Annotated in this window: 20 protein-coding genes; 3 read left to right on the top strand and 17 right to left on the bottom strand. The window is 61.2% G+C overall.

The features are described from left to right. The first annotated feature begins 9 nt into the window (after positions 1-9). Complete coding sequence (locus HYPMC_RS19315; RefSeq protein ID WP_013949771.1) at positions 10-507, top strand: peroxiredoxin; 498 nt, start codon at positions 10-12, stop codon at positions 505-507. On the opposite strand, the gene rnhA is transcribed toward HYPMC_RS19315, so the two are convergent. Genes rnhA through ispH form a run of 3 tightly spaced genes read right to left on the bottom strand, consistent with a single transcriptional unit; the run spans position 499 to position 2,949 of the window. Next, positions 499-987, bottom strand: a complete 489-nt coding sequence (gene rnhA / locus HYPMC_RS19310) for a ribonuclease HI (protein ID WP_013949770.1) — start codon at positions 985-987, stop codon at positions 499-501. The two genes, HYPMC_RS19315 and rnhA, sit on opposite strands and share 9 nt — an antisense overlap. Beyond that, positions 984-1,955: a homoserine kinase gene (locus tag HYPMC_RS19305; protein ID WP_024276500.1), complete on the bottom strand. Its 972-nt coding sequence runs from the start codon at positions 1,953-1,955 to the stop codon at positions 984-986. The genes rnhA and HYPMC_RS19305 overlap by 4 nt, the downstream gene beginning before the upstream one ends. Positions 1,956-1,977: 22 nt before the next feature. Further along, positions 1,978-2,949, bottom strand: coding sequence for a 4-hydroxy-3-methylbut-2-enyl diphosphate reductase (gene ispH, locus HYPMC_RS19300; protein ID WP_024276499.1), 972 nt, complete (start codon positions 2,947-2,949; stop codon positions 1,978-1,980). A gap of 259 nt (positions 2,950-3,208) precedes the next feature. Here ispH and HYPMC_RS19295 point away from each other — a divergent pair, with 259 nt between their 5' ends. Continuing rightward, complete coding sequence (locus tag HYPMC_RS19295) at positions 3,209-3,814, top strand: hypothetical protein (RefSeq protein ID WP_244420929.1); 606 nt, start codon at positions 3,209-3,211, stop codon at positions 3,812-3,814. 97 nt (positions 3,815-3,911) lie between these two features. On the opposite strand, the gene HYPMC_RS19290 is transcribed toward HYPMC_RS19295, so the two are convergent. From HYPMC_RS19290 to HYPMC_RS19250, 10 genes are all read right to left on the bottom strand, one after another. Then, a complete protein-coding gene (locus HYPMC_RS19290) occupies positions 3,912-4,403 on the bottom strand; it encodes a F0F1 ATP synthase subunit B (protein WP_013949765.1) in 492 nt (163 codons plus the stop codon). A 12-nt stretch (positions 4,404-4,415) separates the two neighbouring features. Then, positions 4,416-4,973, bottom strand: coding sequence for an ATPase (locus HYPMC_RS19285; protein WP_013949764.1), 558 nt, complete (start codon positions 4,971-4,973; stop codon positions 4,416-4,418). 47 nt (positions 4,974-5,020) lie between these two features. Next, positions 5,021-5,245: a F0F1 ATP synthase subunit C gene (locus HYPMC_RS19280; RefSeq protein ID WP_013949763.1), complete on the bottom strand. Its 225-nt coding sequence runs from the start codon at positions 5,243-5,245 to the stop codon at positions 5,021-5,023. A gap of 92 nt (positions 5,246-5,337) precedes the next feature. Next, positions 5,338-6,087, bottom strand: coding sequence for a F0F1 ATP synthase subunit A (locus HYPMC_RS19275; protein WP_013949762.1), 750 nt, complete (start codon positions 6,085-6,087; stop codon positions 5,338-5,340). A 20-nt stretch (positions 6,088-6,107) separates the two neighbouring features. Beyond that, the gene (locus HYPMC_RS19270) at positions 6,108-6,515 is read right to left on the bottom strand and encodes an AtpZ/AtpI family protein (protein WP_013949761.1); all 408 of its coding nucleotides are present in this window, start codon (positions 6,513-6,515) and stop codon (positions 6,108-6,110) included. 244 nt (positions 6,516-6,759) lie between these two features. Beyond that, positions 6,760-7,077, bottom strand: a complete 318-nt coding sequence (locus HYPMC_RS24570; protein ID WP_013949760.1) for a hypothetical protein — start codon at positions 7,075-7,077, stop codon at positions 6,760-6,762. A 121-nt stretch (positions 7,078-7,198) separates the two neighbouring features. Beyond that, a complete protein-coding gene (gene smc / locus HYPMC_RS19265) occupies positions 7,199-10,660 on the bottom strand; it encodes a chromosome segregation protein SMC (RefSeq protein ID WP_013949759.1) in 3,462 nt (1,153 codons plus the stop codon). Positions 10,661-10,722: 62 nt separating this feature from the next. Continuing rightward, positions 10,723-11,535 (bottom strand): DsbA family protein, encoded by an 813-nt coding sequence (locus tag HYPMC_RS19260; RefSeq protein WP_013949758.1) that lies wholly within the window; start codon positions 11,533-11,535, stop codon positions 10,723-10,725. A gap of 12 nt (positions 11,536-11,547) precedes the next feature. After that, complete coding sequence (locus HYPMC_RS19255; RefSeq protein WP_013949757.1) at positions 11,548-12,219, bottom strand: DsbA family protein; 672 nt, start codon at positions 12,217-12,219, stop codon at positions 11,548-11,550. A gap of 145 nt (positions 12,220-12,364) precedes the next feature. Further along, positions 12,365-12,907, bottom strand: a complete 543-nt coding sequence (locus tag HYPMC_RS19250) for a DUF721 domain-containing protein (RefSeq protein WP_013949756.1) — start codon at positions 12,905-12,907, stop codon at positions 12,365-12,367. A 98-nt stretch (positions 12,908-13,005) separates the two neighbouring features. Here HYPMC_RS19250 and mutY point away from each other — a divergent pair, with 98 nt between their 5' ends. Next, positions 13,006-14,136, top strand: a complete 1,131-nt coding sequence (mutY, locus tag HYPMC_RS19245; RefSeq protein ID WP_013949755.1) for an A/G-specific adenine glycosylase — start codon at positions 13,006-13,008, stop codon at positions 14,134-14,136. A gap of 12 nt (positions 14,137-14,148) precedes the next feature. On the opposite strand, the gene HYPMC_RS19240 is transcribed toward mutY, so the two are convergent. The 4 genes from HYPMC_RS19240 to HYPMC_RS19225 all read right to left on the bottom strand — a co-directional run bounded on the left by HYPMC_RS19240 (position 14,149) and on the right by HYPMC_RS19225 (position 19,730). Beyond that, positions 14,149-16,335, bottom strand: coding sequence for a bifunctional diguanylate cyclase/phosphodiesterase (locus HYPMC_RS19240; RefSeq protein WP_013949754.1), 2,187 nt, complete (start codon positions 16,333-16,335; stop codon positions 14,149-14,151). 319 nt (positions 16,336-16,654) lie between these two features. Then, positions 16,655-17,770 carry a site-specific DNA-methyltransferase gene (locus HYPMC_RS19235; RefSeq protein ID WP_013949753.1) on the bottom strand — a complete coding sequence of 372 codons (1,116 nt, stop codon included), beginning with the start codon at positions 17,768-17,770 and terminating at the stop codon, positions 16,655-16,657. Between the two features lie 173 nt (positions 17,771-17,943). Continuing rightward, positions 17,944-18,585: a ribonuclease HII gene (locus HYPMC_RS19230; RefSeq protein WP_013949752.1), complete on the bottom strand. Its 642-nt coding sequence runs from the start codon at positions 18,583-18,585 to the stop codon at positions 17,944-17,946. A 32-nt stretch (positions 18,586-18,617) separates the two neighbouring features. Beyond that, positions 18,618-19,730 (bottom strand): PA0069 family radical SAM protein, encoded by a 1,113-nt coding sequence (locus HYPMC_RS19225; protein ID WP_013949751.1) that lies wholly within the window; start codon positions 19,728-19,730, stop codon positions 18,618-18,620. Positions 19,731-19,770 lie beyond the last annotated feature (40 nt).

The raw sequence follows: 19,770 nt of genomic DNA, 5'->3' as shown, positions 1-19,770 counted from the left end.
GACATGCCCATGACGCTCAAGGTCGGAGATCGCCTGCCGGACGGAAAATTCACGGTGATGGGGCCAGACGGTCCACAGCCCAAAACAGTCGGCGAAATCTTCGCCGGCAAGAAGGTCGCGATGTTCGCGGTGCCGGGCGCTTATACGCCGACGTGCAGCAAGAGCCACATGCCGGGCTTTGTCGATCGAGTCGATGAATTACACGCTAAGGGCATCGACACGATCGCCTGCACGGCCGTGAACGACGTCTTCGTCCTGACGAACTGGGCGAAGGACATGGGCGCGACCGGCAAGATCGAAATGCTTGCCGACGGTTCCGGCGATTTCGCTAAAGCCATCGGCCTTGAAATCGACCTCTCGAATTTCGGGCTGGGTCTGCGCTCGAAGCGTTATGCCATGCTGGTCGATGACGGCGTCGTCAAAGTTCTGAACGTCGAGGACTCGCCGCCCATCGCTGACAAATCGAGCGCCGCAACGCTCTGTTCGATGATCGACCGCTCAATCTAAGTCGTCGGCGGGGAGCTTCGCGGCTCCCCGGCGTTTGAACGGCGCCATTGCGAGGCGCGCCAATTGGTCGGCGCGCTCGTTTTCCGGATGTCCCGCGTGGCCCTTCAGCCAATGCCACGTGACGTGATGCTTGGCGCGCAGCGCGTCCAGCTCCTGCCACAGCTCGGCATTCTTGACGGGCTTCTTGTCGGCCGTCTTCCAGCCGTTCTTCTTCCAGCCGTGAATCCACGCCGTGATGCCCTGGCGTACGTAGTTGCTGTCGGTCCACAGATCGACGTCGCTTTTTCGCTTGAGGGCTTCGAGCGCCGAGATCGCGCCCTTCAACTCCATGCGATTGTTCGTCGTCAGCTTTTCGCCGCCGTTGATCTCTTTGCGGTGCGCGCCGGAAATGAGAATGGCGCCCCAGCCTCCGGGTCCGGGATTACCCGAGCAGGCGCCGTCGCTGTAGATTTGAACTTTCGGTCGTTGTTCGTCTGTCATGAAATCAATTGTGGTGCGTAGTCTGCGATGCTTCCGACCGATTGGTGGAATTTGAGCCGCCGGACATAGTCCGCGGGATCCTTGCGCGCAACGAGCGCATCTTTCGGCGTGTTAAGCCAATCATAGCTGCGCGTCAGCAGAAAGCGCATCGCCGCGCCGCGCGCTAAGATCGGCATTGCGTCTCGTTCGCGATCGGTAAGCGGCCGAACGCTGTCATAGCCTTTCAGCAGGGCTGCGCCTTTTGCCGGTTCGAATGCCGATGCCGCGTCGAAGCACCAGGCGTTGAGACAGACCGCGATGTCGTAAGCCAGCGCATCATCGCACGCGAAATAGAAATCGATGATCCCGGAGAGCTTGTCGTCGAGGAAGAAAACGTTGTCCGGAAAGAGATCGGCATGAATGACGCCATGCGGCAGATCCGTCGGCCATTTCTCTTCAAGGAAACGCAGCTCGGTCGCGATCAGCGCTCCAAGGCCCGGACAGATCTCTTCCGTCCGCTCCGCAAATTTGTCGTAGAGCGGCCGCCAGCCCGCAAGCCCCAGAGCGTTGGCGCGGTGCAAGGGAAAGTCCTCGCCCGCCAAGTGCATGCGCGCCAGCGCTTTGCCGAGCTCGAGACAATGCTCAACCTTCGGCCGTTTCGGCCACACTCCCTTAAGAAACGTGATGAGCACCGCATTGCGTCCGGCAAGCTCGTTGAGAATGTTGCCGTTCCGATCTCGAACCGGCAGCGGACACGTGACACCGCGCGCGCACAGATGTTCCATTAGGCCGAGGAAGAACGGTAGATCGGCGACGTCGACGCGCTTTTCATAAAGCGTCAGAACGAACGTGCCGCCGGTCGTGTGCACCAGATAATTGGTGTTCTCGACGCCTTCCGCGATGCCCTTGAACGAAAGCAGCTTCCCGAGATCATACCCGGCGATAAAGCGCGCAAGCTCGTCGTCGCTGACTTCCGTATAGACCGCCATGTTCCTGTGCGCCGAATGGGAGCTAGTGCTGTTCGGCCGGAGCGCGAGCGACCCGGACCTCACGCGGCACATTGAAGACCACGCGCTCCTCGAGTGTCGTGATGATATCGATCGTTACATCATAGCGGTCGCGGAACGCTTCGACCACTTCTTCGACGATGACTTCCGGCGCCGATGCGCCTGCCGTGATCCCGACGGTCTCTGCGCCTTCGAGTTTGTCCCACGGAATATCGGCCGCCCGCTCGACGAGGAACGAGAAGCGGCAACCGGCGCGCGACGCGACTTCGACAAGACGCAGCGAGTTCGAGCTTTTCGGGCCGCCGACCACTAGCAATCCGTCGATCTGCGGAGCGAGCGCTTTAACAGCGTTCTGACGATTGGTCGTCGCGTAGCAGATGTCTTCCTTCACCGGGCCGCCGATGCCGGGAAAACGCTCCTTCAGCACGGCGACGATTTCAGCAGTGTCGTCGAGCGACAGCGTCGTTTGTGTGACATAGGCCAGATTGGATGCATCTTTCGGCATGAACGCCTGCGCGTCCTCGACCGATTCGATGAGCGTAATCGCGCCTTGCGGCAGTTGCCCCAGCGTGCCGACCACTTCCGGGTGGCCAGCGTGTCCGACGAGAATGATTTCGCGGCCTTGCTCGTGGTGACGGGCCGTTTCCATGTGAACTTTCGAAACCAGCGGACACGTCGCGTCGACGACGAACATGTTACGGCTGCGTGCCGCAGCAGGTATGGCCTTGCTCACACCGTGTGCTGAAAAGATCACGGGCTGTTCGGTATCTGGAATCTCATCCAGCTCTTTCACAAAAACGGCGCCTTTCGCCCGCAGGGAATCAACAACATAACGGTTGTGTACGATCTCATGACGGACGTAGACGGGGGCGCCGAATTTGGTCAAAGCCTGTTCTACAATTTGAATTGCGCGATCAACGCCGGCACAGAAGCCGCGCGGCGCAGCGAGAAGGATCTTGAGGGGCGGCTTTTTCATGGTCGCATTGCTTTGGTTAAGGCCGGACATGGAAGAAAGACGTCCTCTATATTCGTTCGGCATGCATGAAAATGCATTTGGGGACCAGTGGCGTCGGATGCTACGGTGCTTTTCGGACAATACAAGGGGCCGGGGGTCCGAACCTCGGGGGACAGTGTTGCGCAACTGGGGTTATCGGCATCCTTTTAACAGGGATGTGACGTTGACGCGTCGCTTCTTTGCACCGTCCGCCCGAATAATGGCAGCGGTGACGCTTGTTATGCCGCTTACGGCCCTTGGTGGCTGCGGCATGTCCTCGCTGACGTCTGGCCTCGGCGGCGGAATGTTTGGAGGCGGCTCTTCGGGAAATACCCAAGTCGCATCCGTCAACGAAGCCCAATTGCTCGACGCGGCCAAATCCAACGATACGAGTGCGACAGGAAGCACGTTCGTCGGCGATGTTGACGCCGGTTGCCCGCGTCTCGTCATCGCGCCGCATGACAACTACATCACGTTCTACGAAATCGGCCATGTCGGCGATGCGCTGGCAGTCGCACAGCGCGGCGAAATCACCAAGACGGCGCGCGAGTGCCAAGTCGAGCCTGGCCGCGTGACTGTGAAATATGGCTTCTCAGGTCGTGTGCTGCTGGGACCCAAAGGCCAGCCTGGCAACGTCACTTTGCCGATTACGGTATCCGTCAACGATGGCAAGCGCACGCGCATTGCGACCGACAGCGTGAAGCTTGATGTCAACGTCGGCCTCGATAAGCCGATCAGCTATTTCTCGACCGTCCGCACCGTCACGTTCCCGATTGCTGAAGGCACGCGGCCTGGCGAGTATCAGCTCGTCGTCGGCTTCGACGGCAGAGCGCCAAGCTCCGGTTGATCCGTCAGCTGCCCGCTTTCGCTAAACCGAAATTCAAGCCAACAAAAAAGCCGAGCATGAAGCCCGGCTTTAAACGTTCTGGCCGTCTGCGATTCGCTCAGTTGAGCTTGCCGCTGAGATCGCCGATCGACTGCGAAACCAGCGAGTCGCCGGTCGCACCTGTTGCGCGCGTCTTCAGGATTTCGTGCGCCGCTGCGAGCGCCGTTTCCACGGCGACGGAGCGAACTTCGCCCAGGGCCTGTGCTTCGGCGCGTGCAATCTTGTCTTCAGCGATTTTCGAGCGCCGCTCCAGGCTCTCAGTGAGGGCCTTGCGAGATTCGCTTGCGAGCGCTTCCGCCTCGCGCTTGGCCTGCTCGATGATCGACTGAGCTTCAACCTCGGCTTCGCGGGCCTTGCGTTGATAGTCCATCAGCAGGGACTGCGCTTCTTCGCGAAGCTTACGCGCTTCATCGAGTTCCTTGCGGATGCTGTCGGCACGATTGTCGAGCGCCTTCGCGACGACACCCGGAACGCCATAGTAGACGAGCAGAGCAAGGAACGCCACGAAGGCGACAAGCACCCAGAAAAGCGGATTAGTTGGATCGAACATGGTCCTAAATCCTCAACTGCCCGCTACCGGACGCAGCACCTTCTTCACGTCCTCGGCAGGAACGTCCTGGCCGATGAGCTTCTCGACGACGGCACGCGTCGTGTCCGTCGCGATATCGCCAATTGCCGACAACGCCTTGGTCTTTGTCGCGGCAATACGTGTATCGGCGTCGCGCAGCTTTCCTGCGATCTGCTCATCGACACGGTGACGCTCGGCCTCCGTTTCGGCGGCGAGCTTCTCGCGCGTATCCTTGGCGATGCTCGAAGCGTTAGCACGCGCGTCGGCGAGCGCCTTTTCGTAGTCGGCGAGCGCCTTGTCGGTTTCGTCCTTCAGGCGTCCAGCAGCATCGAGATCGCGCTTGATCCGGTCCCGGCGCTCTTCGATCACTTCGCCGACGCGCGGAAGCGCGATCTTCGACATGACGAAAAACAAAGCCAGGAACGTTACGACGAGCCAGAAGAGCTGGGTCTCGAAGGTATGCGGATTGAGCTGCGGCAAGCCACCGGACTTGGCGGCTTCCTCGGCCGCCTCAGCGGCGACCGCGAACAGCATTGTCGTGCCGGCAAACATCATAGCCTCCGGTTGATCGGGCTTGGTTCAGTAGTCCCGGCCCAGTCTCAACCGTAGAGGATGATGAGCGCGATCAGAAGGCCGAAAAGGCCCGTCGCTTCAGCGAGAGCGAAGCCGATCAGCAGGTTCGTGAACTGCGAAGCGGCAGCCGACGGATTGCGCAGCGCGCCCGAGAGGTAGTTGCCGAAGATGTTGCCGATGCCGATGCCGGCGCCGATGAGCGCGAAGCAGGCGAGGCCGGCGCCGATAAACTTGGCGGCTTGCGGATCCATTGGAGTATCTCCCTTTGTGTTCGGTTTTAGAGGTTTCAGATTGACAAGCAAAACAGGGCGCCGACGGGTGGCCCGCCTTCGCCCTGAAATGTTCAATGGTGCATGTTGACCGCGTCGTTCAGGTAGATGCAGGTCAAAACCGTGAAGATGAACGCCTGCAGAAATGCAACGAGCAGTTCAAGACCCGTGAAAGCCACCATGAAGCCGGTGGGCGCGATCTTGCCCCACCAGGGCAGCAGCACCGCAAAGCCTGCAAAGACTTCGAGCATGGTGTGGCCCGCCATGATGTTGGCGAAGAGACGCACCGAGTGGCTGATCGGGCGGATCAGATAAGACGTCAGTTCGATCGGAATGATGATCGGCATGAGCCAGAGCGGCACGCCGGCCGGCGCGAACAATCTCAGATAGCCAACGCCATGCTTCCAGAAGCCAACGAACGTCGCCACGAGCCAGACCATGGCAGCCAGCGCGAACGTCACGATGATGTGGCTGGTGACGGCAAAGTTGCCTGGGATGAGGCCGAAGATATTGAGAACCAGGATGAAAATGAAGATCGTGAACACCCAGGGGAAGAACTTCATGCCTTCCTCGCCGATGTTCTCTTTCACCATGCCGGCGATGTATTCGTACGTCACTTCCGCCGTCGACTGGAGACGGGTCGGAACGAGCGCACGGCCGCGCATGGCATAGAGCAGGTAGCCGACGATGACCGCAAACGCGAGAACCATCATCAGCGATGAATTGGTGAACGAGATGTCGTGACCGAAAAGATCGAGATCAACGATCTTCGTGATCTCGAACTGCTCCATCGGACCATGATGTCCGGCGCCTTCAGCGGCCAAGGCCTACCCCCTAGTCTCTCTCATTCGTCGTCGTCATTTTTGACTGACGGCGCCGCCTTTTGTAGCGGTTCGTTTTTTGCCTGCGCCTCTTGAGCGGCGCGGACAACATTCAAAAGACCTGCCGCAAAGCCGATTATGACCATCACGATCATCAGCCAGGGCGCCGTGCCGAACTGCCTGTCCAGAAGCCAGCCAACGCCGCCGCCGAAAACGACGCCGACGATCAGCTCGGCCGCGAACTTGAAGGCGGCTCCATAGGCGGATTGATCTTGAGGTCCTCCGCCCGCCGATCGTTCAGCCTTTGCCTTCTGCGCTTTCAGCGCGTCAAGCTTCTGACCAAGCTCCGCCGACCGCTTGCGAAACGCATCACGGTCTTCCGGGCTGATTTCGCCGCGTTCCGGACTTTGACCCTTGCCATCGGCTGACATGGCTCAAACCATCCAGATATTGCGGAAAACCGGCCGCTCAGGGAGATCGACGGCGCGGACCATAGTTAGGGGGTCTGGGGGTGTCAAGGAATTGGGCATAACGCTTTCTACCATGAGGGTACGGCGAAACCGCGCAGGCTTTTGCTGAACTATTTTCAGTCTGATCTGCAAGGGAAAGCCCTCGTCCGGCACAGTCGCCTGCGCAGACGAGGGCGCATTATTCTGAGGGCTTTTTGCGCAATGGTTAAGGGGTGGACGGATTTTGTGCAGGTGGGGTTGTCGTTGCCGGGGCGGTCTCTGGCGCGCCACCGGCCCCTGGCTGGGCCGTAGCGGACGGAGGAGCCGCCTGCTGGGTGTTCTGGCTAGGGTTGCCGCCGGACGATGCATCGACCCGTGGCGGCGTCGCACGCCAGAAGCCGACGACAAGCACCACGCCCACAGCGACCGCCAGGGCCATCGAGGCGAGCAATACCCGAAAGTTCGTTTTGCGGGGGCTGGCTTGCCGCGCGTCCGTCGGTTCGATGGACGAGCGTCGCGCCCGGGGATCTAGCTGTGGTTGCATTGGGAGGCTCCTTTCTCCTGATGAGACGGAACGCCTCCCCCTGTGACAGGTTCCCGCACGAGGGCGTGACCGACCCGGGCCGGCCGGTGCCGGAGTGCGTGGAACCCTCGGGATTTAGCGGTCAGCTGGCTTCGCGGAAGCTCTGCGCGGTCTGCAGGTCGACGGAAACGAGCTGCGACACGCCTTTCTCCGCCATCGTCACGCCGAACAGCCGGTTCATGCGCGCCATCGTCATCGGATGGTGCGTGATGGCGAGGAACCGTGTCTCGGTCTCCGCCGCCATCTGCTCCATCAGGCGGCAGAAGCGATCGACGTTGGCATCATCAAGCGGCGCATCGACCTCGTCGAGCACGCAGATCGGCGACGGGTTTGTCAGGAAGACTGCAAAGATCAGCGATAGCGCCGTCAGCGTCTGCTCGCCGCCCGAAAGCAGCGATAGTGTGGCGGGCTTCTTGCCGGGCGGCTTAGCGATGATCTCAAGCCCGCCCTCCAGCGGATCTTCCGGGCTTTCGATCATTTCGAGGCGCGCTTCGCCGCCACCGAAAAGATGCGTGAACAGCCGTTCGAAATGGCCGTTGACCGTCTGGAAGGCGCCATCCAACCGCGACTTGGCCTCGCGATTGAGCTGCTGGATCGCCTGGCGGAGTTTCGCGATGCCTTGTTCGAGGTCTTCGCGCTCGGCCACCAGGGTTTCGAGCTGTTTCGAAACTTCGGCCAGATCCTCGTCGGCCTGAAGGTTGACGCCGCCGAGCCGCTCGCGGTCGGCCTTGAGCTTCGCCAGGGACCGCTCGACGTCGATGAGCGCCGGAATGGACGACGCCTCGGGGAGCGCAGCCAACGCCAAGCAATCTTCCGGCGCGACTTCGAACGTCTCGCGAATGTGGCGCGCCGCCTCTTGCCGTTTGTGCCGAGCGTTCTCAAGCCGCGTCTCGATCCGCGCCTTGGCTTCCCGCGCGCCTGACACGTCCGATTGCGCCGACCGGAGAGCGTCCGTCGCAGTCTTGACGGCAGACTCTGCCGCCGCCAGTGCGTCGGCTGCTTCGCGCCGCTCCTGATCTGCGCGCGACAGGGCCGAAAGCAACGTTTCGCGCTGGGCCGCAATCTTTTCCGGCAGGTCCGCCGTAGCCGCGATCTCGTCGCGAGCCTCTTTCAGGCGGCTGCTGAGGCTTTCGACCTGGGCTTCGGCGCTCGCCTGCCGCCCCTTCCAGCGCGCGATCTCGGCATTCGAATGCCGGATGCGTTCGGCGCGGATTTGCTTGTCGCGATCGAGGCTGCCAAGCCGGATGCGGGACTCTGAAACGTCGCGCCGCGCCTGCTCGGCTTCGGCTTGCGCGGCTTTGAGCAATGGTTCGAGATCTTCGCCTTCGTTCATCGTCACGATGTGGGCTTCGATCTCGACGTGGCGCGCCTGCGCTGTGGTCAGTTCTTCATCTGCGCGCGCTCGTTGCGCGACGACGGCGGCGAGCTTCGTTTCGCTCTCACGCTGAAGTTTTTCCAGCGCCGTGAGCTGCTGGCGAACCTGAGCGAGCTCGTTCTGCTTTTCGCGATAAAGCTGACGCAGCCGCCGCTCTTCCGCTTCAGCCTGCTGCGCGGCTGCCGCCGCCGCGCGTTCGGCTTCGATCGTGTCTTTGGCTTCGTTGAGCACCGCCTGCGCACTGCGGTCGAGTTCCGCCAGCCGGTTCTTGTGCGCGAGGCGCTGGGCGGCAGGCGTCACGCCGTCCGACGCCGCAACAAACCCATCCCACCGCCACAGATCGCCCTCCGGTGAGACGAGCCGCTGGCCGGGCTTCAGATGCGGCTGCAGCCGCGCACCGTCCTCGCGCTTGACGACACCGATCTGCCGCAGCCGCCGCGTCAATTCCAGCGGTGCTTCGACGTGCATATCGAGCGGTTCTGCGTCAGCAGGAAGCGCATGGTCTTCCGCCGGCAGATCAAGACGGCGCCAATGCACCGCCGCTTCCGGATTGATTGGCGCTTCGAGATCGTCACCGAGCGCCGCACCGAGCGCGGCTTCGTATCCGGGCGATACGCGAATGAAATCGACGGCTGGCGGATAAGCGTCTTCGTCACCGCGCGCGAGCAGCTTGGCAATCGTCTCGCGTTCCGTTGAAAAAGCATTGGCCGCCAGACGCACGCGCTGCGCTTCGTCGCGACGCGCTTTCGCTTCGACCTGTGAAGTCTTGACGGTCTCCTCGGCGGTGAGCGCATCGGCCTCGATCTTGCTGATCTCTTGCGCCAAGGCCTGCCCGCGCTGCGCCATATCCGCAACTTTTTCGCCGTCCGGTGCCTTGGCGGTGAGATCGGCGATCTGCGCGTCGAATGCCGTGATCTGCCGCGTGATTTTGGCGACGACGTCCTTGCGCTCGCCAAGCGCCGCTTCGAGGCTTCTGAGTTTGGCACGCGCTTCCGCCGCACGATGCGTGATGTCGGCGAAATGTGCATCTGCTGCGGTCTGCCGGGCTTCGGCTCCTTCGAAGCGGGCTTTCTCTGCCGTCTCTTCATCGATCGCCTTGCCGTCGGCGTCCTGGATCGCTTTCAGATCGGCTTCGAGATGGACGAGCGTCTCCTTGGCTTCGTGAATGAAGCCTGTTTCACGCGTTAAATCCGTGTCGAGCTGTTTCGCCCGGGCTTCGAGTTCGCGGGCCCGCTCTGCGGCCCTCGCCGCTTCGCGTTCGAGATTTTCCTGCTCGATTTTGAACCGCGCCAGCGCCGCGCCCTTTACGGCTTCCGCTTCGCGCAGCGGCGGCAATGCTTCGCCGAAACGAAGCTCATCGTTGAGCGCCTTCGCCTCGGCTTCCGTCGCAGCGCCGAGCCGCATCATGGCATCGGCGAGTTGCGCCTCTTCTGCTTCGACGCTGTGCTGCGCATCCTGCCACGTGAGATGCAGCGTGAGAGCTTCCTGCTGCCTGATCTCGGTTGAAAGCTCTTTATAGCGACGCGCCTGCCGCGCCTGCCGCTTCAATGATTCCGTCTGCGATTGCAGTTGCCCTGCAACGTCGCTGACCCGCTCGATGTTGGCTTCGGCTGCCCTGAGCTTCAGCTCCGCCTCATGGCGACGCGTGTGTAGACCCGCGATGCCCGCCGCATCTTCCAGAATGCGCCGCCGCTGTTCGGGCTTGGCATTGACGAGTTCGCCGATCTGCCCCTGCCGGACGAGCGCCGGCGAGCGCGATCCAGTCGCCGCATCTTCGAACAGCACTTTGACGTCGCGCGCCCGCACTTCGCGTCCGTTGATGCGATAGGCCGAGCCCGCATCGCGTTCGATGCGCCGCGTAATTTCGATGACGTCGCTGCCGTTGAACTCGGACGGAGCCTTCCGCGCGCTGTTGTCGAGGAACATCGTAACTTCGGCGCTTTGCCGTTCCGGCCGTCCGCCGCTGCCGGAAAAAATGACGTCGTCCATAGCGGCGGCACGCATCGACTTATGCGAGCTTTCGCCCATCACCCAACGAAGCGCTTCGAGAAGGTTCGACTTGCCGCAACCGTTGGGACCGACGACACCCGTCAGCCCCGGCTCGATCACGAGCTCGGTCGCGTCCACGAAGGACTTGAAGCCGAGAAGCCTGAGCCGGGTGATTTTCATGTCGGTCGCGTCAGTCCTCGATGCCGGTGTTGCCGTGGCTCAAGACCGTCGCGACGTGCCCGTTAGGGACTTGCCGAGGCCGTCGGCGTATTCTGCGGCCGGGTCGCCTGTTCGACGTAATCGGCGATTTCGGCAATCGTCAGCTCTTTCTTAATGAGCTTGGTGCCGATGAAAAAGTTCGGCGTTCCGATGATGCCGAGCTTGCGCCCACGATCCTTAACCCACTTCAACTTGGCGATCATGTCTTGATTCTGCAGACAAGCGTCAAACTGCGGGCGAGTCATCCCCACCTGTTTGGCGACCGCGTAGATGGCATCGAGCCGCACCTCCAGGCTTACCCAGGACGGCTGCTGCTCAAGAAATTTCCCGTAAAGTTCCAGATACTTGTCGGGCGGAGCGCAGCGCAGGGCGATGGTGGCGTTGCCGGAGCTTTTGCCGATCGGGAATTCCCGCAGGATATACCGGACCCGGCCCGTATCGATGAACCGCCGCTTGAGCTCCGGATAGACCGTCAAATGGAAGTTCCGGCAGTGCGGACACGTCAGCGAGGCGTATTGCACGATCGTGACCGGCGCATCCTGCCGCCCCCAGCTCATCTCGGGCAGCGGGCTCGGCGCCATGATGTCGGCAATCGTCGGGTTCTGGATGACCTGCCGTCCGGTGGTCGAAGCCGTGGCTGTCGGATCGCCGAACGGCGTCGGCATACCGTCATCCGGCGTATCCGAGCTTGTCGACGGATAAGCACCGAGGCCGCTGCTATCGGACGAGATGCTTGCCGTCGCCGGTGACAGCGACGGCAGTGTCGAACCGCACCCTGCGAGCCAGCCGGTCAACAGCAAGGCGACAGCAAGTTTGAGCGGTCGAGCGAGAGACATTTGATTTCCCGGTTACTTCCCCGCCAGCAGCGGTTCGAGCACCTTATCAAATGCTTCCATCGTTGGCGCTTCCTGCAGCTTTTTGCCGTTGATAAAGAAGGTCGGTGTGGCATTGACGCCAAACGTCTCGCTGGCGCGCGACCGCTCGGCCGTGATCGCATCGAGAAGTTTCTGATCTGTCAGACACTTATCGAAGCTCTCCTGCGTGAAGCCGGCCTGCTTGGCAATGTCGAACAGCTTAGGCACCGGGCTGCCGCCGGTGAACGCCCAATCCGACTGTTTTTCATAGAACGTCTCGATCAGCGGCAGGGCTTTGTCTTTGCCTGCACAGCGCGCCAGCATCGAAACAGCGGCGGCGAGATTATCGAGCGGGAAATCGCGGAAGATGTACCGGACCTTGCCGGTGTCGATGTATTTCTTCTTGAAAGGCTCGAAGACTTCGTTGGTGAAGTGCGCGCAGTGCGGGCACGTCATCGACGCGTATTCGACGACCGTGACCTTGGCATCCGCCGAGCCAAGCGACAATTCGTCGAGCCCGTCCGGGGCCTTCATCAGTTCGGCGACCGGGACTTCTGCCGGGCCGTCTTTGCGCTGCGCGAAGCTCGGCTCGGCGCTCGTAAACGCAACGCCGATGACGGCCGCCAAAGCGAGCAGGCCCGGAATGATTTTTTTGAACGTGTTCAAGGTCCCAACTCCTCTGGGAATGCATCTCGCAACAGAATGGCGGTAAAAGAACGTCCGCCAGAAACCGTTCCGGCGCCCGAATAAGCCCAATCCCGAGTGAATAGCAACCGAACGGAGCGATCAACACTATGGGAAACTGGCCGTCTCAGCGTGCGCTTGCCGCCGCGACACTTCTGCGGAGCGTCTGCAGCGCCGTGTCGAAATCCCCCGACGCCGGGAGCACGGGTTCTCTCGGCGCGCTTTGAGCGATTAAGTCCTTGGCCGCAATCGGCTCTTCCATCCGCGGGACCTGCCGGATCTTGATCTGGGCAATGGCGCGATAACCGAAATACCGATTGATCCGGTCGATGATTTCCCCATGCCGGTAGGAAACATCCAGTGCAAACGCCGGGTCGGTCGCGACAATCAGCGTCGCGCCTGAGCTGCGGCCCTCGTCGTCGGCATCCACCGGCGCTTTGCCGCCCCGCGGCCATTTGATCGAGTCCGGTCGTGTCAGCCGGGCAAGGTCCTTGCCGACGATCGTCTCCCACGACGACATGATCTCGGCGCTGTGGAAGCCGAATTTCTGGAATACGGCCGATGTTACCTTGGGCACGAACGCGCCCACCGCTTTTGCGAACACGCCTTTGGCCGGGCGCATGTCCGCAGGCAGCGCCTTCATCTGGGCTGTGGGTTCATAGTCTGACAACGGCGTTTCCCCCGCCTGGCGGTCTTGTGGTGACGTATAGGACAGATACCATTGTCGATGCGATTCGAGCTTCCCGCGCAACCGGAGACGCCAAGCGCATGGGCGCGGTCCAGGAAAATATCGCTGAGCGACGAAAGCAGCAGCAGCTTCCGCTGCGGCCCGCCGGTCCGTTGACGGTCAAGGCTCTCCTCGACTGGTACGCGGCCGAGAGGCGCGATCTTCCGTGGCGCTACGGCCCCCGCAAGGCCGCCGACCCTTATCGCGTCTGGCTGTCGGAAATCATGCTGCAGCAGACGACGGTGAAGGCGGTCGTCCCGTACTTCCAGAAATTCGTCGCCCGCTGGCCGACCGTCACCGCACTTGCGGCTGCCCCGCTTGAAGAGGTCCTGCAGCAATGGGCGGGCCTCGGCTACTATTCGCGCGCTCGCAACTTGAAAGCCTGCGCCGACGTGGTGGTGCGCGATTACGACGGCGCGTTTCCCCGCGCTGAGATCGAGCTTCTGAAGCTCCCCGGCATTGGCCCCTATACCGCCGCGGCCATATCGGCGATCGCGTTCGGCGAAAAAGCGACGCCCGTTGACGGCAACGTCGAGCGGGTGGTGTCGCGCCTGTTCGCCGTAAGACAGCCGTTGCCCGCCGCCAAGCCCGAGATCCGCAGGCTCGCTGCAACGCTTACGCCGCAGCGCCGGGCGGGAGACTTCGCCCAGGCGATGATGGATTTGGGTGCTGAAATCTGCACGCCGAAAAAACCTTCGTGCCTCGTCTGCCCGGTGCAGCAGGATTGCGCCGCAAGCGCTCAGAACCTCGCCGAGCTGCTGCCGCTGAAAGCCGCGAAAACGGCGCGCCCCTCACGCTACGGCATCGCGTTTCTTGTGCAGCGGGAAGACGGCGCGGTGCTGCTGCGCCAGCGTCCCGAGGCGGGCTTGCTCGGAGGCATGCTCGAAGTGCCCTCCACCGCATGGGGAGACGCGCTGCCGACCAAGATGCAAGCGATGCGCTCGGCGCCCGTATCGGCGTCATGGATGCCGGTGCCGGGCACAGTCGTGCACGTCTTCACCCACTTTCGTCTGGAACTCGTCGTCTATCGCGCGCTCGTGTCGGTCGACGCCGGCTTCACGCTCTGGGCTGAGCCGGAGCGCTGCCGCTGGGTCCATCGCCGCGATCTTCACGGCCAAGCGCTGCCGAGCGTGATGAAAAAAATCATCGCGCACGGCCTCGCCGACAACTGAAGCGCCAGCCACCTATACCAGGCGGAACTGGCTTTGCTGGTTGAGCGTGTCCAGGATCTCGGGCACTTCCGTCACCGGCCGCGCCTTGCTGTAGAGGAAGCCCTGGCCTTCGTCGCATCCGACGGCGCGGAGGAATTCCTGCTCGGATTCAGTTTCGATGCCTTCGGCCGTGATCGTCATGCCGAGGCTTGAACCCAGGCCCATGATGGCGCGAATGATCGCCTGCGATTCATTGCCGAACCCGATGCCGCGAACGAACGATCCGTCGATCTTGATTTTGTCGAACGGGAACATCCGCAGATAGCTGAGCGACGAATAGCCGGTGCCGAAGTCGTCCATTGAGATGCGGACGCCGAGACCTCTGATGGCATGCAGGATCGTCAGCACGCTTTCGGAGTTCTCAAGCAGCAGCGCCTCGGTGATTTCGAGTTCCAGCCGCCCCGGTTCGAGACCCGATGAGCGCAGCGCATCCGACACAGCATTGAAGACGTTCCCGATACGGAAGCGCTGGGGCGACATGTTCACGGCGAGCCGTGCCTTCTTCGGCCACCGGGCCGCATCGTGGCAGGCACGCTGCAGCACGAAATCGGTGATGGAGCCGATAAGCCCGCATTCTTCTGCAATCGGAATGAATTCCGACGGCGGGATATAGCCGCGTTCGGGGTGTGGCCAGCGCAGCAGCGCCTCGAATCCGGACACCTCGCGCGAGCTTAGAGAAACGAGCGGCTGATAGTGAATTTCGAGGCCGCCGTTGAGGAAGGCTTGATGCAGATCGGCTTCGATCTTGCGCCGCGCCTGAACGCGAACGTTCATCTCGGCTTCGAAATAGCGGTAGCAACCTTTGCCGTCTTCCTTCGCCTGATAAAGCGCAAGATCGGCATTCTTCAATAGGACCTCGGCCTCCTCGCCATCGCTCGGGCAGAGCGCGATACCGACGCTCGCCGTCACGTTGATCGTGTGATCGTCAACTCTGAACGGCTCGCGCAGAACATCGATGATCCGCTGTGCAACTGAGCTGACCTCGACGGCATGGTTTGCGTTGGCGAGAACGACGGCAAACTCATCGCCGCCCAATCGCGCAGCCATGTCGTCTTTGCGCAGCGTGCCTTGAATGCGTTCGCTCAACTGCTGCAGCAGCGAGTCACCGGCGGCATGCCCCATCGAGTCGTTGATGATTTTGAAATTGTCCAAGTCGATGCAAAGCACGGCAACGCCGGTGCCCGAGCGCTTCCTCGACATCAGCATGTCGTTGAGGCGCTTGCGCAGGAATACGCGATTGGCGAGGCCCGTCAGCGCATCATGGTGCGCAAGATAAGCAACCTTCGCTTCCGCCGCTTTACGCTCTGTAATGTCGATTGCTGCGAACAGGATCGCAGGCGTCTGCCCTTGCGTGATCGAGCTTGAATAGATGGCAACGTCGATCGACGTCTTGTCGGCTTTGAGATGACGCCAGGTTTGGCCTGCAAACTGCTCGGCCCTGCCGTCGTAAAGGCTGTCCAGATTCTGATGATCGTCGGGATGATGAAGGTCGAACAGAGTTTTGGTGTGGAGATCCTCCAACGCAAACCCATAGTGTCGTAGCGCGGCTCTGTTGGCGCTGAGAATGACTTTGTCTTCCCGGCGCGCGACGAACATCGGCACGGGATTGGCTTCAAAAAGCATCCGGAACGATGCTTCCCGTTCCTTGAGTTCGCTGATATCGACGCGCAGACCGACGACGCCGCCATCGGTCGTCAGGCGTTCGTCGATGAGAATGCAGCGTCCGTCCGAGATCCATTGTTCATGCCGATCTTTCGGCTGATAGAGCCGCCGGACGCGTTCGGCGATCCACTGCTCTTCGCGGCCCCGTGCTTCCGGATAATCGCCCCGCGCGACGCCGATCCTCAGCGTGTCTTCGAGACGAACGCCGATTTCAAACAGGTCCGCGCTCTTTTTGTAGATGTCCGCATATTGCTGATTCCACAGAACGTATCGGCCGTCGCTGTCGAGAACCACAACGCCTTGCGGCAGCATGTCGATGGCTTCACGGAGCTGTCTGTTGGTGGCTTCGGCGCGTTCGAGCCGCTGCATCACCTCATCGTCATCCCGCTTCAGTCGCTTCGGCATTGCGCTCAGTAGGCGCCGCGTCCTGAGGCGGCTCGGACGTGTCGCGTCCGGCGCCATCGAAATTTGAGACTTACGAAGAAGTTCGTGAGCCATTGCTGTCCCCCACGCTATAAATGCAGCGGCGGAGTATTTGCGCGGCTCGTTAATGGAGCTTCACCGCGTTCAGTTCGGAAAAACGCGGCGCTGCTCGTTATCTGTTCAGACTATGCCCGCGCCTGCTGAGGCTTGCAGCAAGCTGACCAGCGAATAGCCAAAAATGATCGGTTGTCGGCGCTTCGCGGGACTTTTCTGCCGAGCCGATGGGCAGTCCATTTCGCCAAGTATGGTTATGGATGTCTTAAATCGCAGGCGTTTGTGTGTGCCTGCGAGGCGATAACCGGTGCTATCGGCAGCTATCGCCTCGCAAATGACTTCAGATCGCGATGCGGCCGTTCAACCCGAGCTGACGCTTAGCCTCGGAGCGGAGTGCGTCGATGGGCTTAAGTTTTCCTTCGACCTCGTAGTGCCAGAACGTCCAGCCGTTACACGCCGACTTGCCTTGAACGATGGCGCCAAGCCGATGAATGGAAGCTTGCTGCCCGGCATAGAACAGCGTGCCGTCGGCGCGAACTTCGGCGCGCACTTCGCGGCGCGGATCGAACAGCTTGCGGCCCGGTTCGAGAATGCCGAGTTCCAGGATCTGCCCGAACGGAATGCGCGGCTCGTTGCGCTTCGACGGGATCGCTTCGATCGAGTCGAGATCGAGCGGCCGAACCTTCGCGATCCGCTCGTCCGCCGCTTTCGCATAATCGACGTCCCGCTCGATGCCGATGAACTTGCGGCCGAGCCGCTTGGCGACGGCGCCCGTCGTGCCTGTGCCAAAGAACGGATCGAGCACCGTATCGCCAGGCTTCGTCGAAGCGATCAGAATGCGATGAAGTAGCGCTTCTGGCTTTTGCGTCGGATGCGCCTTGCGGCCACCGTCGTCCTTCAGGCGCTCAGGTCCCGAGCAGATCGGAAACAGCCAATCGGAACGCATTTGAACGTCATCGTTCGATGCTTTCAGACTTTCGTAGTTGAACGTCACGCGCGATTTCTTATCGCGGCCCGCCCAGATCATTGTTTCATGCGCGTTGGTGAAGCGTTTGCCGCGGAAGTTCGGCATCGGGTTCACTTTGCGCCAGATAACGTCATTCTGAATCCAGAAGCCGAGGTCCTGGATCGCGACGCCGAGGCGAAAGATGTTGTGATAGGAGCCGATCACCCAGATCGCGCCATCCGGTTTCAGCACGCGGCGGCATTCGGCAAGCCAGGCGCGGCAAAAGGAATCATAGGCGGCGAAGTCGTCGAATTTGTCCCACTGATCGTCGACGCCGTCGACTTTTGTGTTGTTCGGTCTGAGGAGGTCGCCCGCAAGCTGCAAATTATACGGCGGGTCGGCGAAGATGAGATCGACGCTGGAGCTTTCGAGCTTCTTCAGCTCAGCAATGCAATCACCAATAAGAATCTTTCCGCTTTCCGAGCGGCCCTTGACGCGACGCGAACCCATGAACTCGAACCTGTACGCTACTATGAACTGAGCGCCCGCCATCAACTTACGCAACGGGCTGCCGAGCTTTGTACATCATGGGAATCGGGCTTGGATACGCTCAAACGACGCGCAAGCGATTTATATTTTTTGATTCGATCTGCAACCTGATCCGTTTACGGAAAACATATCGTTTAGACGAGGGCGCCGAGGCCGAGCGCGAGCTGCACGGGCTTGAATGAGCGCCGGTGCAGCGGCGAAACGCCGAGCTTGTTGATGGCAGCCTGATGTTCCGGCGTGCCGTAACCCTTGTGACGCTCGAAGCCGTATCCCGGATAATCGCGCGACATCTGTACCATGATGCGGTCGCGTGTGACTTTCGCGATGATCGAAGCCGCCGCAATGGACAGACACTTCGCGTCGCCTTTGATGATGGTTCGCGTCGTCATCGCGACCCGCGGCGCCTTATTGCCGTCAACCAGAACAAGCTTCGGCGCGTTGGCGAGTTGCCCGATGGCCTGCGCCATCGCCCACAGCGTCGCGGCAAGAATGTTATCGCGATCGATGCGATCGACCTCCGCGATGCCGACGCCGACGATGGCGACCTTCATGATGCGATTGAAGAGATAGGCGCGGGACTCTTCATCAAGCGCTTTGCTGTCGTCGATATTCGCTGGAATTTTATCGGGATCGAGAATGACGGCCGCCGCAACGACCGGTCCCGCCCACGGGCCGCGCCCGGCTTCGTCAACGCCCGCGATCGGCCGAAACCCGAGCTGATGTTCGGCAGCTTCGAGTTCGAACGTCGGCTTGATGCGCGAATCGGCGATTTTCATTCGCCAGTTTGGTCATCGCGCAGATCAAGCTGTCAAAGCAGGGAGAGCTGTTGTCCACCGTTACCGGGACGCAGGAAGAGATCGGTTCGCAAGGCAACTCGTTCTTCGCCGAGACCGAGACGCTTCTTGGCCAGCCGAAAGCGCAGCGCGATTTGCGTCGCATATGGTCCGCGCCCGACCTGGCGCACTCCGAAGTCCGGTGTGTAATCGCGCCCGCCGTGCATCGATCGCAAAAGCGAAATCACTCTGTCGGCACGGTTTGGAAATTCTTCCGCCAGCCATTCGCGAAAGAGATCTTTGATTTCGAGCGGCAGGCGCAGAAGCACATATCCAGCATTGCAAGCACCGGCATCGCGCGCCGCTTCCAGGATGGGTTCGATCTCGTGGTCGGTCAGCCCGGGAATGATCGGAGCGACCATGACTGTGACGGGTATTCCGGCGTCGGCAAGCTTCTTCACGGTTTCGAGACGCTTCGGCGGCGTCGCGGCCCGAGGTTCCATCGCCCGCGCTACGCGGCGGTCGAGCGTGGTGATCGACACCGCGACGCGCGCCAGATTTTTCTCGGCCATCGGCGCCAGGATATCGATGTCGCGCGCCACCAGCGCCGACTTCGTGATGATGCCGACCGGATGGTTTGTCTGCGCCATCACCTCTAGGATCGAGCGCGTAATCCGCCGCTCCCGCTCGATGGGCTGATAAGGGTCGGTGTTGCCGCCGAGCGCAATTGTGTGCGGTCGGTAGCTCGGCTTCTTGAATTCACGCTCCAGCAGAGTGGCGGCGTTCGGCTTAGCATAGAGCTTCGTTTCAAAGTCGAGGCCCGCCGAATGCCCCAGATAGCAATGGCTTGGTCGCGCGTAGCAATAAATGCAGCCATGCTCGCACCCCCGATACGGATTGATCGAGCTTTCGAACGAAACGTCCGGGCTGTCGTTGTGGGAGATGATCGACTTTGCGGCTTCTTCGATCACCTCGGTCTTGAAGGCGTCGAGATCGCCGAGGCTTTCCCAGCCGTCGTCGAAGGCTTCGTGGACCTCGGCTTCGAACCGGCCGGTTTTATTCGTCCGTGCGCCCCGCCCGCGCCGCCGCTCCGAATCGACGGCATGAGGGGCGGGGAGGGGGTTCTGATGGTCTCGGTCGGGCGCCATTGTTCGAGGTCGTTGCTGAATATGATCAGCCAATAGCACA

Source organism: Hyphomicrobium sp. MC1, assembly GCF_000253295.1.
GTDB lineage: Bacteria > Pseudomonadota > Alphaproteobacteria > Rhizobiales > Hyphomicrobiaceae > Hyphomicrobium_B.
Note: the sequence above shows the minus strand (reverse complement) of the source record. Positions and strands in the feature narration are given on the sequence as shown.